Raw genomic sequence first — 14,114 nt, forward strand, 5'->3', positions numbered from 1 at the left:
CCCAGGGTTTCGACAAATGAAAAGTCCTGGGGGCTTACGCCTCCAGAACCTCCCAACGTTTCGTCTTCGATTTCGGCGCGCATTCGATAATGCGTACGGTGTCGCCGACCTTGAAGGCGTTCTTTTCATCGTGAGCCCGGTATTTCTTGGACTTACGGATGGTTTTCTTCAGAACCGGATGCGTAAAGCGGCGCTCGACGGATACGGTTACGGTCTGTTCGTTGGCGTCGCTGGTCACGGTGCCTTGCAGGATACGCTTGGGCATCTGATTACTCCTCGGATGCCGCAGCAGCGGCCTTTTCGTTCAGGATGGTTTTGACACGGGCAGCATTGCGGCGGGCCGCTTTGATACCGGCTGTGTTTTCCAGCTGACCGGTTGCCTGTTGAAAGCGCAGGTTAAAGCTTTCTTTCTTCAGGTTGGCCAGTTCCTCGCGGAGCTGGTCCGGGGTCTTGTCACGCAGTTCTTGGGCGTTCATCGCCTTTTTCCTTTGCTCAAAACACCAGAAGGCCCCGTACACGGGTCACCTTTGACCTGGTGGATGAATGATAGACATACGAATCGCCCGGCAACGCCGGGAGACCGCAGGATGCCGCCGTATAAGGGTTTGGGGGGTGGGTGGCAAGGGAAAGTTTCAATCCGTTTTCAGGCGGATGAATCTGCCCGTTTCCCAATTCCTGCCGCCCTCAGAACCCGGGCCGTCAGATCACAACCGCGACCAGTCTTGATCCTGAAAAAAAGCGGACGGGTGTTCAGGTGCCCTTCTCCTGCATTTTCCGAACCATGTTCAGCCGCGCGCGATGCGGCAGAAACGGCATGACCCAGCCCAGCATGAATGCAAGCGGCTTGTCGTTGATCACCGTAAGCTTCCCGTCGATCATGGCGTCATAGCCGATTTTGGCCACGGCCTCAGCGGTCGCGCCTTTTTGGGCAACAAGCTTCGTGCCCTCAAGATTTGCCGCAGCAGCAAACTCGGTCGCGACATACCCCGGCTCCAAAGCGGTCACAGTGACGCCCTTACCTTTCAGCTCTTCCGCGAGCGCCTGACTGAAACTTGAAACATAGGCTTTGGTGGCAAAATAGGTCGCTTGCAGCGGGCCCGGCATATGCGCCGCAGTCGAACTGACATTCAGTATCTTCCCACCACCACCTCTGATCATATCGGTGCCAAACATATGACTCAGAGAGACAAGGGCATCGACGTTCAGCCGGATCATATCCAGATCGTCCGAAAGGCGGCGATCCAGAAAAGCCCCATGCCCCCCAAATCCGGCATTGTTGATCAGATAGTCGACCGTCAGGTCTTCGCTCTTGACGGCCTCATAAAGTTTTTCCGCGCCTCCAACAGCACCCAGATCAAGCGGAATCGCAGTGACAGTAACACCATGGGCAGCCTCAAGCTCTGATCTGAGGGCATCCAACGCATCCCCGCGCCGCGCACTGATGATCAGATTGCCGCCTTGTGACGCATGATAACGTGCCAATTCCCGGCCAATTCCGGATGAAGCGCCTGTGACGAGAGCTGTTTTAGTCATAATATCCTCCGACAAAGCAACCTGAGCGCTTTCACCTTGGCGCTTCAAGACGCTTCACTCCCATTTATAGTTGAAGCTGACAGAAATCCGCTCGTCCTCGGCCATGTTCATCGGCACCTCGTGGCGCAGCCAGCTTTCCCACAGCAGGACGTCACCTACCTGCGGCTTCATATAGATGAAAGGCTGCAATTCCCGGCGCCCGCCCTTCAGCCGCGTCGGTGCGGCCATCATGCGGCCCGACCGCGGGTCTTCCAGTTTCAGCGCGCTGGCCCCTTCGGGCATGGACACATAGGTCGTGCCTGAGATCACGCTGTGCGGATGCAGGTGGCTGGAATGCATCCCGCCTTCGGGAAGGATATTGATCCACAGATCCTCAAGCTTGAGTGCGCGGTCATCCAGATCAAACTCCAAGTCCTTGGCAAAGGAAGCGACATGTTGATCCAGCACTTTGACCAAATCGGCGAAGATCGGAAACCGCCACGGCAGATCGGTCAGGGAGGCATAGCTGGTGTAGCCAGGATAACCACTCTCTTCGCACCATTCCTGCCCGGCCTCATCATCTTCAGCAATAACAAGGCATGAACTTTCCAATTCCTCCGCGTCGATCCTAGGATCGAATTCGGACAGGTTTGCGCTATAGAGACGGGTGACGAAGAGTGATTCAATCTGTGCCATGGGCCGGGCATACCCCAGCCCTCTCGGCAAGACCAGCCGCTTAGGACTTGATGGGCCCTTTGCCACAGCGCGCTATCGGGCGACCTCCGTCGGCATAGGCGAGGCACAGCACGATCTCATCCGGTTTCGGCGCATCTGGGATGTTCAGCGTCATCGTGTCGAAATGATCGAACGACCACGGATTGTCCTTGTGACCCAGCGGCAGATCAATCGCGCAACCCGGCGCGCCCAGCTTGGCGTTCGAGGGGATCACCGCCTCACCACCGCCGACCGCCGCGCGCATGGGTGCGCCGAGCTTGGGGTGGATCACCGCCCCGCCTTGCTCGAGGTCGCCGTTCATGCCTACGATAGCTGCCTTGCCATATGACACCGGCGCATCGTCCATTTGCGAGAGCGCATCAGCCGCAAGATCATGGCCCAGAAGGGCTCCGATCTCAAACAGCTCGGAAAGATCATCCGAGAAGCGTCCGGCCAGAGGGTTCTGTATCACCGCTAACGCGGCAACCCGACTGATCGGCTCACATGGCTGGCCCAGCTGGTCGGTGGTTATGACTTCTTTGATGAACATCTTTTTGCGTAGCTGCACCATATGCCCCCCTCATTCCTATTGGGCAGCCTAAGGGCCTCGCGGGTTGAGGTCGACTTTTTTCGCGACCTGCATCATCAAAAGCGGTCAAGCCAAAAGAAATCCCCCGCCGGTGTCCCGACGGGGGTCGATCTTGTCACGAGCGGAGTTGCCCCCGGATCGCTTACCAGTCTTCGCGGATCACAACGCGGGTCTTGATCGGCAGCTTCATCGCAGCCAGGCGCAGGGCCTCGCGGGCGATGTCGTCATTGACGCCGTCGATCTCGAACATCACGCGGCCAGGCTTGACCTTGCATGCCCAGCGGTCGACCGAACCTTTACCTTTACCCATACGAACTTCGATCGGCTTTGCAGTAACCGGAGTGTCGGGGAAGATGCGGATCCAGACACGACCCTGACGCTTCATGTGACGCGTCATGGCACGACGTGCAGCTTCGATCTGGCGTGCGGTTACACGCTCAGGCTCAAGAGCTTTCAGGCCGTAGGTGCCAAAGTTCAGATCAGAGCCGCCTTTGGCGAGACCCTTGATCCGGCCTTTGTGCATCTTGCGGAATTTAGTACGCTTTGGTTGAAGCATATCTTTCCCTCCTTAGCGACGACCGCCACCAGCACCACGAGGTGCAGGGCCGTCCTGGAGTTCCTGTGCTTTACGGTCACGTGCTTGTGGATCGTGCTCCATGATCTCACCTTTGAAGATCCAGACCTTGATCCCGATGATCCCGTAAGGAGTCATCGCTTCGGCATGTGCGTAATCGATGTCGGCGCGCAGGGTGTGCAGAGGCACGCGGCCTTCGCGATACCACTCGGTCCGTGCGATTTCAGCGCCGCCCAGACGACCAGCGACGTTCACCCGGATACCCAGGGCGCCCATGCGCATGGCGTTCTGAACCGACCGCTTCATCGCGCGGCGGAACGAGACGCGGCGCTCCAGCTGCTGAGCGATGGACTCGGCAACCAGCTGCGCGTCAAGCTCGGGCTTGCGCACTTCGACGATGTTCAGGTGCAGTTCGCTGTCGGTCATCAGCGCGATTTTCTTGCGCAGAACTTCAATGTCCGCGCCTTTCTTGCCGATGATGACACCCGGACGTGCGGTGTGGATCGTTACGCGGCACTTTTTGTGCGGACGTTCAATGATCACACGGGCAACACCGGCCTGCTTGCACTCTTTGTTGATGAACTCACGGATTTTCAGATCTTCCAGCAGAAGATCACCGTAGTCCTTGGTATCTGCGTACCAACGGCTGTCCCAGGTGCGGTTGACCTGAAGGCGCATGCCGATCGGATTGACTTTATGACCCATTAGGCTTGCTCCTCAACTTGACGCACCTTGATGGTGATCTCCGAGAACGGCTTCAGGATTTTCCCGAAACGGCCACGGGCACGCGGGCGACCGCGCTTCATGACCAGGTTCTTGCCAACCCAGGCTTCGGCGACGATCAGTTCGTCAACGTCCAGGTTGTGGTTGTTCTCGGCGTTGGCGATTGCAGACTGCAGGCACTTCTTGACGTCCTGCGCGACACGCTTGTTCGAGAAAGTCAGATCGGTCAGAGCCTTCTCAACTTTCTTGCCGCGGATCATCTGCGCAACCAGGTTCAGTTTCTGCGGGCTGGTACGGAGCATGCGCGTTTTCGCCATTGCTTCGTTTTCGGCCACGCGGCGGGGGTTCTTTTCCTTGCCCATGACTTACTTCCGCTTCGCTTTTTTGTCTGCGGCGTGACCGTAATAGGTACGAGTCGGCGAATATTCACCAAACTTCTGACCGATCATGTCTTCCGAGACGTTGACGGGGATATGCTTATGGCCGTTGTACACACCAAAGGTCAGACCCACGAACTGGGGCAGAATGGTGGAACGACGCGACCAAATCTTGATGACTTCGTTGCGGCCCGACTCGCGCGCTGCTTCGGCTTTTTTCAGCACGTAAGCATCGACGAAAGGACCCTTCCAAACAGAGCGAGACATGAGTTAACGTCCCTTCTTCTTGGCGTGCCGCGAGCGGATGATCAGCTTCTGGGACGCTTTGTTCTTGTTGCGGGTACGCTTACCCTTGGTGTCCTTACCCCACGGAGTAACCGGCGTACGGCCACCCGAGGTACGACCTTCACCACCACCGTGCGGGTGATCGATCGGGTTCATTGCAACACCACGAACCGACGGACGAACGCCTTTGTGGCGCATACGACCGGCTTTACCGAGGTTCTGGTTCGAGTTGTCGGGGTTGGACACGGCACCGACGGTGGCCATGCATTCCTGACGGACCATGCGAAGCTCACCCGAGCTCAGACGGATCTGAGCGTAGCCGCCATCGCGACCAACGAACTGAGCGTAAGTACCGGCCGCACGTGCGATCTGACCGCCTTTACCAGGCTTCATCTCGATGTTGTGGACGATGGTACCAATGGGCATGCCAGAGAACGGCATTGCGTTGCCCGGCTTGATGTCCGCCTTGGCGGATGCCACGACTTTGTCACCAACAGCCAGACGCTGCGGAGCCAGGATATATGCCAGCTCGCCGTCTTCGTATTTTACCAGTGCGATGAATGCGGTCCGGTTCGGGTCATATTCGATCCGCTCGACGGTTGCCGCGACATCAAATTTGTTCCGCTTGAAGTCAACGATCCGGTAGAGACGCTTTGCGCCACCGCCGCGGCGGCGTGAAGTGATCCGTCCGGTGTTGTTCCGGCCGCCCGATTTGGTCAAACCCTCTGTGAGAGACTTGACCGGACGTCCTTTCCAAAGCTCCGAACGGTCGATCAGCACCAGCCCGCGCTGGCCCGGCGTCGTCGGCTTGTACGACTTGAGTGCCATGCTTTCTGTCTTCCGTTTAGCAAGTGCAGGGGGCTTCCCTGCTATGTGATAGGCCCCCGTAGGTGCCAAGGGTATAGGGCCCCGAAGGTCCCCGGTTACAAATATCAGAGGCCCCGGAACGAATCCGAGGCCGCAAGATTGGGAGCGTTTAGCAGGGTTGGGGGTGGGTGTCTATAGGGACCGTGCGGATTTCATATGTAGAACATGCGGACCAAGATTTTGTAATTACTTAAGGAGAACAAACGAAGTCTTTCAGCTTACATTCTGTGATTCAGGCCCCCTTTTCTTTTAATTTAGAGTTATTGAAGCAAACAACTTCAAAAAAGAGCAGCCTCACCTTCCAAATCGACGAAAATACGTAAATGGTTACCAAAATTGGACGAGCCAAAACGAGGGAAGCGGTGGATTTCGATAACGAAACAGTAATGTTCAATCAGATTTTTCGACCTGGTCTGATGGAAGCAAGTTTGTCTGTCGTGGCCGAACAAAAAAGGTTTGTTTATTACACATCTGCTGACACGGCTATGAAGGTGCTCCGTAATCAAGAACTTTGGTTCAGAAACGCTACCGCGATGAATGATTTCTCCGAGATTTCCTACGGACTGCAGTTGATCCGTTCAGTATTTTCTGGCCCTGAAGGCGATAGGTTTCGCGAGGCCGTCGAAGATATTTTCCCGGGTACAATTGAGAAATCTGACAATCTACTTTCGGGATGGGAACGGGACTGGCAACTTGAGACATACATTGCGTGTGTGTCGCTTCATAATCCCGAGGAAGATCATCGCGCCAGGCTTTCGATGTGGAGGGCCTATGGAGATACGGCGCTGGTTATCAAAAACACCCCAATGGCTGCGGTAACTGATCTCTTGGCGGTCTATTCTATCCCAGTCTTGTATCTTTCAGTCGAGGGACTAACCGAATACCTCGCGCAAATCACTAACGCTATACTAATCAACAGAAAGTACTTGCAGGGCTTAGGACAGGAAACTCTAGTTGCCTACATTCACAACATGCTTTTTCGTTTTGCAATTGCCACAAAGCACCCGGGGTTCGAAGAGGAACAGGAGTGGCGTTTGTTCTATCGACCAACGGAGCGGACAAGTCCCGAGATGACGGAAGAAACAGTGGTTTTGGGCGGAGTACCACAGAAGGTTTATAAGCTTCGGCTGGCAAATGAACCGGACAACGGATTGCACGGTGCGGACATACCGTCGCTGCTGGATCGCATTATTGTCGGGCCAACTCAGTTTCCATACGTCAGCTACAGTGCATTCGCAGGTGTACTGGGAGAATTGGGCTTACCGGATGCTCATGAGAAAGTTGTGCTGTCTGACATTCCTCTTCGTGCTAGTTGACCCAAAGATTCTTGTATTCGACAGCAACAACTAAAGGGATCCCAACTTACGTGGGGGCTCTTGTTTCTCGCTAAAGGTGGATCCAATCAGAGACCTATGCTCTCGTTGGTAATGCTACCTTCCTTCAATTGTCACATTTGCTTTTGACGTCCCTCCGCTTGGTCTCTAAGCGCGGAACAAGGCCGAAGGCCGCCGCGCCAGCGACCGCCCGTCCCGGCGGGCTGGCGCTTTGGGGACGTTTGTGCCTCGCAGTAAATTCGGATGTGTTTGGCACCATAAAGTGCACAGCTCGACCGTTGAAGCGCCATCCCACGGGCAGTCGCTGGCGCGGCTTTCCGTGCGGATCAAAAGAAAAACCCCCACTTTCAGCGGGGGCTTCAGGTCTTTTCGACGGTCCGTTTAGCCGAGGCTTACCCGTCCGCCTTCATCTCGGTCGCAATCATAATGCTGATCGGACCGGTCGAGAACGGCCCTACGCCGAACTCCGTGTGGTCGATCTCGCCTTCTGCCGTGAAGGCCACCCAATCCCCTGCGTAATATTCGATGGCGCTGCCCAGTGGGTGCTCGCCCTGATGGGTCAGCGTGGCTTTCAGGGTCACGGGTTTGGTCACGCCGTGGATGGTCAGGTCTCCGGTCACATCTGCCGTGCTATCTCCGGTGCGCTTGATTTCGGTGCTGACGAATGTGATCTCGGGATAGGTTTCAACCTCGAAGAAATCAGCCGATCTAAGGTGATCATCCAAAGGCCCAAACCCCGAAGCCAGGCTGTTGGTGTCAATCGTCACGTTCAACGTCGAGGCCTCCACATCGTCGGCATTCAGGTCCAGCGTGCCGTCTACTTTGGTAAACTCGCCAGTTTGGTTCGAAACACCAGCGTGGCTCCAACCGAACCGAACCTCGGTATGCCCCTGATCGGTCTTGTAGGTTTGCGCAAGGGCCGGTGTCACGGCAACGGTCAAGGCAGCGGCGGCAATCACAGGTTTAAAAGTCATGGTTGTATTCCTTTCATCCGATGGGCACTGGAATGTAGATGAATTTTCATCTAATTAAGTCAAACCAAGACTGCAATCAGAAACAAGGCAAACACGAAGTTGTGAAGAACGATCTGCCAACGGAATTTGAGACAGAAATCTGGGTCGCTATGAACCGAGCTACCCGGCGCATCCAGTCTGACATCGGCGCGGCCCTAAAGGATGCCGGGTTTCCACCTTTGAAATGGTATGATGTGCTTTGGTCGCTTGAACGGCACGGGGGTCAGTTGCGTCCATATGAGCTTGCTCAGGATACCATATTCGAACAGTCGAATCTATCCCATCTGAACAAGCGGCTATTGGCAGAGGGATTGGTGGAGTTCATCGAATCTGATCGTGATAGACGTGGAAAAGTTCTGAAAGTTACGGAAAAAGGCCGGGACTTACGAAAGCGCATGTGGTCAATATATGGCCCTATGCTGCACGAAAGAATGCGCGCGTTTGGTAATGTGGATGGCTGGCAAGCATTCATCGAAGCAGAACGGGATCAATCCAGTCCAGACTGAAGGATCTTTGATAGCGTGTATGGGCTAGCACCTCACATTGGGGCACAAAAAACCCGCTTTCGCAGGGGACTTAGTCTTTCTCCCAAGGCGGGTTCGATCAGAGACCGGTGGACACGTCGAGGGTGTTACCCTCTTCCAAGGTCACATATGCTATCTCGACGTCTTTCCGACGGCTCAACTAGCCGTGAAACCTACCATTCACCCATAAAGCGCACGGGCTTCGGCGAAGGACAAAAGACGACGACTTTGCTCGTCCCACAGATGTAGGCGCGCGTTGGCGAGGCTTTCTCGGATGGTCATCTGGTTGCTGTTTGCCAATTCATCATGATCGCGCAGCACTTCGGTCAGGCGGTAGAACGGGATGCGGCTGTACAGATGGTGCACGTGGTGGATGCCGATATTGGCGCTGAACCACTGCAACACCGAGGGCAGGATGTAGTGGGAACTTCCGTGCAGGGCGGCCTCGTGCAGTTGCCAGTCTTTGTCGGGATTCCAGTGCGTGTCCTCGAATTGGTGCTGGACGTAGAACAGCCATACGCCTGCGGTTGCGGCAATCAGGGTCGAAGGCAGGAAAATCAACAAGACCGGCATCAGGCCGCCAAAATAATAAACAGCCAGCAAAGCAGCCAGAATGACCACATTGGTGCCCATCGCGCTGACCCAGAACCTGAAGCTGCCGGTCAGCCCAAGCGGAAGACGGTTCTGAAACAGGAACAAATAACCAGGGCCAAAACCGAACAGGGTTATGGGATGGCGATACACACGATACCAGAACCGGTTCATTGGCGTCTTCGCCTTATACTCGGCCACCGTCAGCGTATGGACATCGCCCATGCCGCGTTTGTCCAGATTGCCCGAGCTGTTGTGATGCGTGGAATGCGTACGACGCCAGACATCATAGGGTGTCAGCGTAAACACCCCGATCACCCGCCCAACCCAGTCGCTGACCGCCCTGTTTTTGAAGAACGCCCCGTGCCCGCAATCATGCTGGATCGCAAACAGCCGCAGCAGGAAGGCTGCATTGAGGGCCGAAATCGCAAACGCCAGCCAATAGCTGAGCGAAAGTGACATCCAGGACAGCGTCCAAAGCGCAAAGAAGGGGATGATGCTGACACCCAGCTCAAAGGAACTGCGCCACTGGTTCGGTTCGCGGTATTTGGCAAGTGTAGACACCCAATCCCGCGCCGCGGTCACATCCGGATTTTCCCGGGTCGAGTGAGAAAAGTTTGCCATACGCCTGCCATATCTTTTGTTTGTTGGGTACCGGATAGACTACCGGCCCGACTTAGCAAGCGATTTGTTCAAAACACGATCGTTCCGCGCTCAATTTTCTGTGTCGCTGCTAAAGAAAAAACCCCCGCTTTCGCGGGGGCCTTCATATCTCTCCAAAGACGGGTTCGATCAGAGACCGGTGGACACGTCGATGGTGTTACCCTCTTCCAGGGTCACATATGCTTTTTTGACGTCTTTGCGACGGCCCAGCTGGCCGCGGAACCGCTTGACCTTGCCTTTGGTCACGGTGGTGTTTACCGCTTTGACCTTCACGCCAAACAGAGCCTCAACGGCCTCTTTGATTTGCGGCTTGTTGCTGTCGATCGCCACTTCAAAGACAACCGCGCCGTTTTCGGACGCCATGGTCGACTTTTCGGTGATGACCGGCTTGCGGATCACGTCGTAGTGTTCTGCCTTCGCGCTCATTTCAGACGAGCCTCCAGTGCTTCGACAGCCGCTTTGGTGAGCACCAGAGTGTCACGCTTGAGGATGTCATAAACGTTTGCGCCCATCGACGGCAGGATATCCAAACCTTCGATGTTCTTGGACGCTTTCAGGAACCCTTCGTTCACGGTCGCGCCGTCGATGACCAGAGCGCGTTTCCAGCCCAGGTTTGCAACCTGTTTGGCAAGAGCAGCGGTCTTGCCTTCGGCTTCGGCGTTCTCGATTACGACCAGTTCACCTGCCTTGGCTTTTGCCGACAGAGCGTGGCGCAGGCCAAGCTTGCGGAACTTCTTGGGCAAGTCGTGACCATGCGAACGAACCACGGGGCCTTTGTAGATACCACCACCACGGAAGATTGGCGCATTACGGTCACCATGGCGTGCGCCACCGGTGCCCTTCTGACGATAGATCTTCTTGGTCGAGTAGCTGGTTTCCGAACGAGTCTTCACCTTGTGGGTGCCGGCTTGCGCGTTGTTGCGCTGCCAACGGACCACACGGTGCAGGATGTCCGCACGCGGCTCGAGGCCGAACAGGTCTGCATCCAGCTCGATGTTGCCGGCTTTGCCGCCGTCCAGTTTGATTACATCAAGTTTCATGCTTCACCACCTTCCGCGGGCGCTTCTTCCGCAGGTGCTTCAGTTGCAGCACCTTTTACGGCTGCCGGGAACGGCAGACCTTCAGGTGCTTTCTTCTTGACGGCGTCCTTGACGGTAACCCAGCCCGATTTCGGTCCGGGAACGGCGCCTTTGATGAAGACCAGGTTCCGGTCGGCGTCGGTTTTGACAACTTCCAGGTTCTGGGTGGTTACACGGGCAGCGCCCATGTGACCGGCCATCTTCTTGCCTTTGAAAACCTTGCCCGGGTCCTGACACTGACCGGTCGAACCGTGCGAACGGTGGCTGATCGACACACCGTGCGAGGCGCGTAGACCACCAAAGTTCCAACGCTTCATCGCACCGGCAAAGCCTTTACCGATCGACGTACCCGAAACGTCAACTTTCTGACCTTCCAGGAAGTGTTCTGCCGAAATCTCGGCGCCTACATCGATCAGGCCATCTTCGGAGACACGGAACTCGGCCAGCTTACGCTTGGGCTCAACCTTTGCAGCGGCATAGTGACCGCGCATGGCCTTCGAGGTGCGTTTTGCCTTCGCAGCACCGGCGCCCAGCTGAACGGCGGTGTAGCCGTCTTTGTCAGCGGTGCGCTGTGCAACAACCTGCAGGTTGTCCAGGTGAAGAACGGTCACAGGGATCTGCTTGCCGTCTTCCATGAACAGGCGGGTCATGCCAACTTTTTTTGCGATAATACCAGAGCGCATAATTTATACCCTCCGATCTTACGACTGCAGCTTGATCTCGACGTCCACACCAGCAGCGAGGTCGAGCTTCATCAGCGCGTCAACGGTCTGGGGGGTCGGATCAACGATGTCCAAGAGACGCTTGTGGGTGCGGATCTCGAACTGGTCGCGGGATTTCTTGTCAACGTGAGGGCCACGGAGAACCGTGAACTTCTCGATCTTGTTCGGCAGCGGGATCGGGCCGCGCACGTTCGCGCCGGTCCGCTTGGCAGTGTTGACGATCTCTTGCGTGCTGGCATCCAGAACGCGATAGTCAAATGCCTTCAGCCGAATACGGATATTTTGGCTTTGCATAGATACAGCCTTTTATCAGGCGTTGAGGTTGAGAGGAGGACAGACGCGCATCGCCAACCCTCATCGAACCCAAAAGGCGGGAATCACCCCGCCTTGATGTTCCAATAGAGAACTCGCGCGTACTATAGGTACCTGAGCATTTTGGCAAGAGGCAAACGCAGCAAAGAAAGCACTCTTATTCACCTCCGGAAACGCCATTGTTTAGCCATGGATCTTCGACCTTCATTCCCTGGTAAACCGCGTGCAGAAAGAGATGCGCAACGACTGGGTCACTGGAAAATGGCGAAAAACGCAAAATTCCTTCTCTGACACCTTCTTCAGCCTCATAGACAACCTCGTCGCCCTTCACGGTTACAAGTACTTTGAGCTCGGCTAGAGTCTCTGGATCGACTGAGGTGGGATCGTTTGACAAGATCACGAAATCCGCAACCTTTCCAACTTCGATGGACCCCTTCTCTTCTTCTTCGAAGTGCTGCCATGCGGGCCAAATAGTCATGGCCTTCAAGGCGGTCATGACATCTACCCGCTGATGCGGTCCCAAGATATCTCCGGAGCGCGTGCGACGAGTGACCGTAGCCGCAAGAACACGCATGCTGTCTGGAAAGGCCACCGGCGCATCGTGATGCGTGCCGAACATCATGTCACGTTCGCGTAGCCATCCTGTCGGAGAGATATTGTCTGCATTGACCGGCCCAACAGTATGATCTCGGTGCCAATCACCCCAGTAAAATGTATGCATCGGGAATAGCGAAGGAAACACACCAAGGCGTTTAAAACTGGCGACCTGATCCTCTCGTAGGAACTGACCGTGAACCAGAACGGGGCGGTTGCCAGCGTCGCCATACTTGATCTGCGCCTCTTCGAGCGCAGCAATCAGCATGTCAGATGCTCCTTCGCCGTTGGAATGCACAAGGATCTGGAAATCATTCTCGTAACACCAGTTCACGGCGTCCTGGAGTTGTTCCATCGTAATGGCCGCATACCCTGCGTACCCCGCGGCATAGTTTCCAACCGGATCATAGTAGGGTCGATCCCGCAAAGCCGTGAAACCCTGCGGCGAACCGTCAATTGTCAATTTGCAGCCCCCTACCCGAACCCGGTTGTCATAATCCGTCGAGGTGTTCGCTCCAATATACTCCCTCGACTCGAGAATATCCGGAAACGCTACAACGTCGATAGGAAGCCCTTCTTCTGCGGCAACTTTCCTGAGAACTTCGACGATTTCACCTGAAGATCGACCTTCTTGTCCTGTCGTATATCCAAACTTTGCCCAGAGTTCGGTCCCAGCTCGGGCAAATGCTGCCAGACCTTCCTCACCCAAATTCCCCAGCATCGGCACGAGAACCGAGAAGAACGCGTATTCTTCCAGAACTCCATTTGGTTCACCGGCTTCATCGCGTTGAATGACCCCACCCGGAGGGGCCTCCGAAGCAGCCGTGATGCCTGCCAACTCCAGCGATTTCGAGTTTGCCACGCCTAGGTGCCCGGACTGATGAATAATGACAACGGGCAAGTCCTCGGACACCATGTCCAGCTCTTGTCGTGTTGGGTGACGGAGTTCCTTTAATTGAGCATTGTCGTAGCCGAAGCCGATGATCATTTGGACCTGTTCAACGGCCTGCGCATTCTCTTCGGCCCAGTCAGTCAGTGTGGATTGCAGACTGGCGATATCAATGACATCTCCGTCCGGTGGCGCAAGAAGGTTAGCTGACAGTGCCTGCAAACCGCCCATGACGACATGCCCGTGGCTATCAACGAAACCCGGAAGCATCGCGCGCCCTTCCAGATCATAGGTTTCGGTTTCCTCGCCCTGATGCGCCGACAATTCAGACAGCGGACCAACCGCAAGAATGCGCCCATCTTTGACTGCGACAGCTTCGGCAGACGGAGCCGTATCGTCCATCGTAACAATGGGCCCTCCGAGATAGATCCTATCCGCAATTTCTTGTGACGATGCTGAAGTAGGTGAGAAAGCAACTGCTGCGACAAGACAAACTGAACGCGCCGAAAAGTGCATCTTATGACCTCTTTCTAATTGCAATGTCTCAATACGAAAGAAGTTAGCATTACTGTTGACTTAGGCAAAAACGAAAAAGGGCGTCCCGAGGGACGCCCTTTCCATCTGATCATTCGCTCGCGCGAATTACTCGATGATTTTCGACACGACGCCGGCGCCGACGGTGCGGCCGCCTTCGCGGATGGCGAAACGCAGGCCGTCTTCCATCGCGATCGGCGCGATCAGCTCGACGGTGA

Annotated in this window: 20 protein-coding genes and 1 pseudogene; 2 read left to right on the forward strand and 19 right to left on the reverse strand. The window is 55.6% G+C overall.

What is annotated here, in order from left to right; genetic code table 11:
* Positions 1-34: 34 nt before the first annotated feature.
* From rpsQ to rplB, 10 genes are all read right to left on the reverse strand, one after another.
* Complete coding sequence (gene rpsQ, locus ACR0IU_RS18590) at positions 35-265, reverse strand: 30S ribosomal protein S17 (protein WP_068340771.1); 231 nt, start codon at positions 263-265, stop codon at positions 35-37.
* Positions 266-269: 4 nt separating this feature from the next.
* A complete protein-coding gene (gene rpmC / locus ACR0IU_RS18595) occupies positions 270-476 on the reverse strand; it encodes a 50S ribosomal protein L29 (protein WP_010437082.1) in 207 nt (68 codons plus the stop codon).
* Between the two features lie 274 nt (positions 477-750).
* Positions 751-1,533: an SDR family NAD(P)-dependent oxidoreductase gene (locus ACR0IU_RS18600; protein ID WP_170727692.1), complete on the reverse strand. Its 783-nt coding sequence runs from the start codon at positions 1,531-1,533 to the stop codon at positions 751-753.
* Positions 1,534-1,587: 54 nt separating this feature from the next.
* Complete coding sequence (locus tag ACR0IU_RS18605; RefSeq protein WP_480717283.1) at positions 1,588-2,208, reverse strand: 2OG-Fe(II) oxygenase family protein; 621 nt, start codon at positions 2,206-2,208, stop codon at positions 1,588-1,590.
* A gap of 40 nt (positions 2,209-2,248) precedes the next feature.
* A complete protein-coding gene (locus ACR0IU_RS18610; RefSeq protein ID WP_480717284.1) occupies positions 2,249-2,797 on the reverse strand; it encodes an amino acid synthesis family protein in 549 nt (182 codons plus the stop codon).
* Positions 2,798-2,957: 160 nt separating this feature from the next.
* The gene (gene rplP / locus ACR0IU_RS18615) at positions 2,958-3,371 is read right to left on the reverse strand and encodes a 50S ribosomal protein L16 (protein ID WP_010437070.1); all 414 of its coding nucleotides are present in this window, start codon (positions 3,369-3,371) and stop codon (positions 2,958-2,960) included.
* A gap of 12 nt (positions 3,372-3,383) precedes the next feature.
* Complete coding sequence (rpsC, locus tag ACR0IU_RS18620) at positions 3,384-4,094, reverse strand: 30S ribosomal protein S3 (protein WP_010437060.1); 711 nt, start codon at positions 4,092-4,094, stop codon at positions 3,384-3,386.
* Positions 4,094-4,474, reverse strand: a complete 381-nt coding sequence (rplV, locus tag ACR0IU_RS18625; RefSeq protein ID WP_008756532.1) for a 50S ribosomal protein L22 — start codon at positions 4,472-4,474, stop codon at positions 4,094-4,096. Before rplV ends, rpsC begins: the two co-directional genes overlap by 1 nt.
* A 3-nt stretch (positions 4,475-4,477) precedes the next feature.
* A complete protein-coding gene (rpsS, locus tag ACR0IU_RS18630; RefSeq protein ID WP_010437056.1) occupies positions 4,478-4,756 on the reverse strand; it encodes a 30S ribosomal protein S19 in 279 nt (92 codons plus the stop codon).
* Between the two features lie 3 nt (positions 4,757-4,759).
* A complete protein-coding gene (gene rplB, locus ACR0IU_RS18635) occupies positions 4,760-5,602 on the reverse strand; it encodes a 50S ribosomal protein L2 (protein WP_480717285.1) in 843 nt (280 codons plus the stop codon).
* Positions 5,603-5,964: 362 nt separating this feature from the next.
* Between rplB and ACR0IU_RS18640 the strand changes: the two genes are divergently transcribed.
* The gene (locus ACR0IU_RS18640) at positions 5,965-6,957 is read left to right on the forward strand and encodes a DUF2971 domain-containing protein (protein WP_480717286.1); all 993 of its coding nucleotides are present in this window, start codon (positions 5,965-5,967) and stop codon (positions 6,955-6,957) included.
* 410 nt (positions 6,958-7,367) lie between these two features.
* Here ACR0IU_RS18640 and ACR0IU_RS18645 read toward each other — a convergent pair whose 3' ends face one another.
* The gene (locus ACR0IU_RS18645) at positions 7,368-7,949 is read right to left on the reverse strand and encodes a YceI family protein (protein ID WP_480717287.1); all 582 of its coding nucleotides are present in this window, start codon (positions 7,947-7,949) and stop codon (positions 7,368-7,370) included.
* 38 nt (positions 7,950-7,987) lie between these two features.
* Between ACR0IU_RS18645 and ACR0IU_RS18650 the strand changes: the two genes are divergently transcribed.
* Entirely contained in the window at positions 7,988-8,494 is a 507-nt protein-coding gene (locus ACR0IU_RS18650; protein WP_480717288.1) for a MarR family winged helix-turn-helix transcriptional regulator, read from the forward strand.
* 97 nt (positions 8,495-8,591) lie between these two features.
* On the opposite strand, the pseudogene ACR0IU_RS18655 reads toward ACR0IU_RS18650, so the two are convergent.
* The 8 genes and pseudogenes from ACR0IU_RS18655 to ACR0IU_RS18690 all read right to left on the reverse strand — a co-directional run.
* Positions 8,592-8,672 (reverse strand): annotated as a pseudogene (locus tag ACR0IU_RS18655) (50S ribosomal protein L23); the annotation flags it as partial.
* Positions 8,673-8,692: 20 nt separating this feature from the next.
* A complete protein-coding gene (locus ACR0IU_RS18660) occupies positions 8,693-9,727 on the reverse strand; it encodes a fatty acid desaturase (RefSeq protein WP_480717289.1) in 1,035 nt (344 codons plus the stop codon).
* 168 nt (positions 9,728-9,895) lie between these two features.
* Complete coding sequence (locus ACR0IU_RS18665) at positions 9,896-10,192, reverse strand: 50S ribosomal protein L23 (RefSeq protein WP_010437040.1); 297 nt, start codon at positions 10,190-10,192, stop codon at positions 9,896-9,898.
* Positions 10,189-10,806, reverse strand: a complete 618-nt coding sequence (rplD, locus tag ACR0IU_RS18670) for a 50S ribosomal protein L4 (RefSeq protein ID WP_010437039.1) — start codon at positions 10,804-10,806, stop codon at positions 10,189-10,191. Before rplD ends, ACR0IU_RS18665 begins: the two co-directional genes overlap by 4 nt.
* Positions 10,803-11,528: a 50S ribosomal protein L3 gene (gene rplC, locus ACR0IU_RS18675; protein WP_039538255.1), complete on the reverse strand. Its 726-nt coding sequence runs from the start codon at positions 11,526-11,528 to the stop codon at positions 10,803-10,805. The genes rplD and rplC overlap by 4 nt, the downstream gene beginning before the upstream one ends.
* A gap of 18 nt (positions 11,529-11,546) precedes the next feature.
* On the reverse strand, positions 11,547-11,861 hold the full coding sequence (gene rpsJ / locus ACR0IU_RS18680; protein WP_008756422.1) for a 30S ribosomal protein S10: 315 nt from the start codon (positions 11,859-11,861) through the stop codon (positions 11,547-11,549).
* 175 nt (positions 11,862-12,036) lie between these two features.
* The gene (locus tag ACR0IU_RS18685; RefSeq protein WP_480717290.1) at positions 12,037-13,764 is read right to left on the reverse strand and encodes an amidohydrolase; all 1,728 of its coding nucleotides are present in this window, start codon (positions 13,762-13,764) and stop codon (positions 12,037-12,039) included.
* Positions 13,765-14,004: 240 nt separating this feature from the next.
* A partial coding sequence (locus ACR0IU_RS18690) for an EF-Tu C-terminal domain-related protein (protein ID WP_480567056.1) occupies positions 14,005-14,114 on the reverse strand: 110 nt, incomplete at its 5' end.

It is taken from the genome of Ruegeria sp. CL5 (assembly GCF_056536485.1).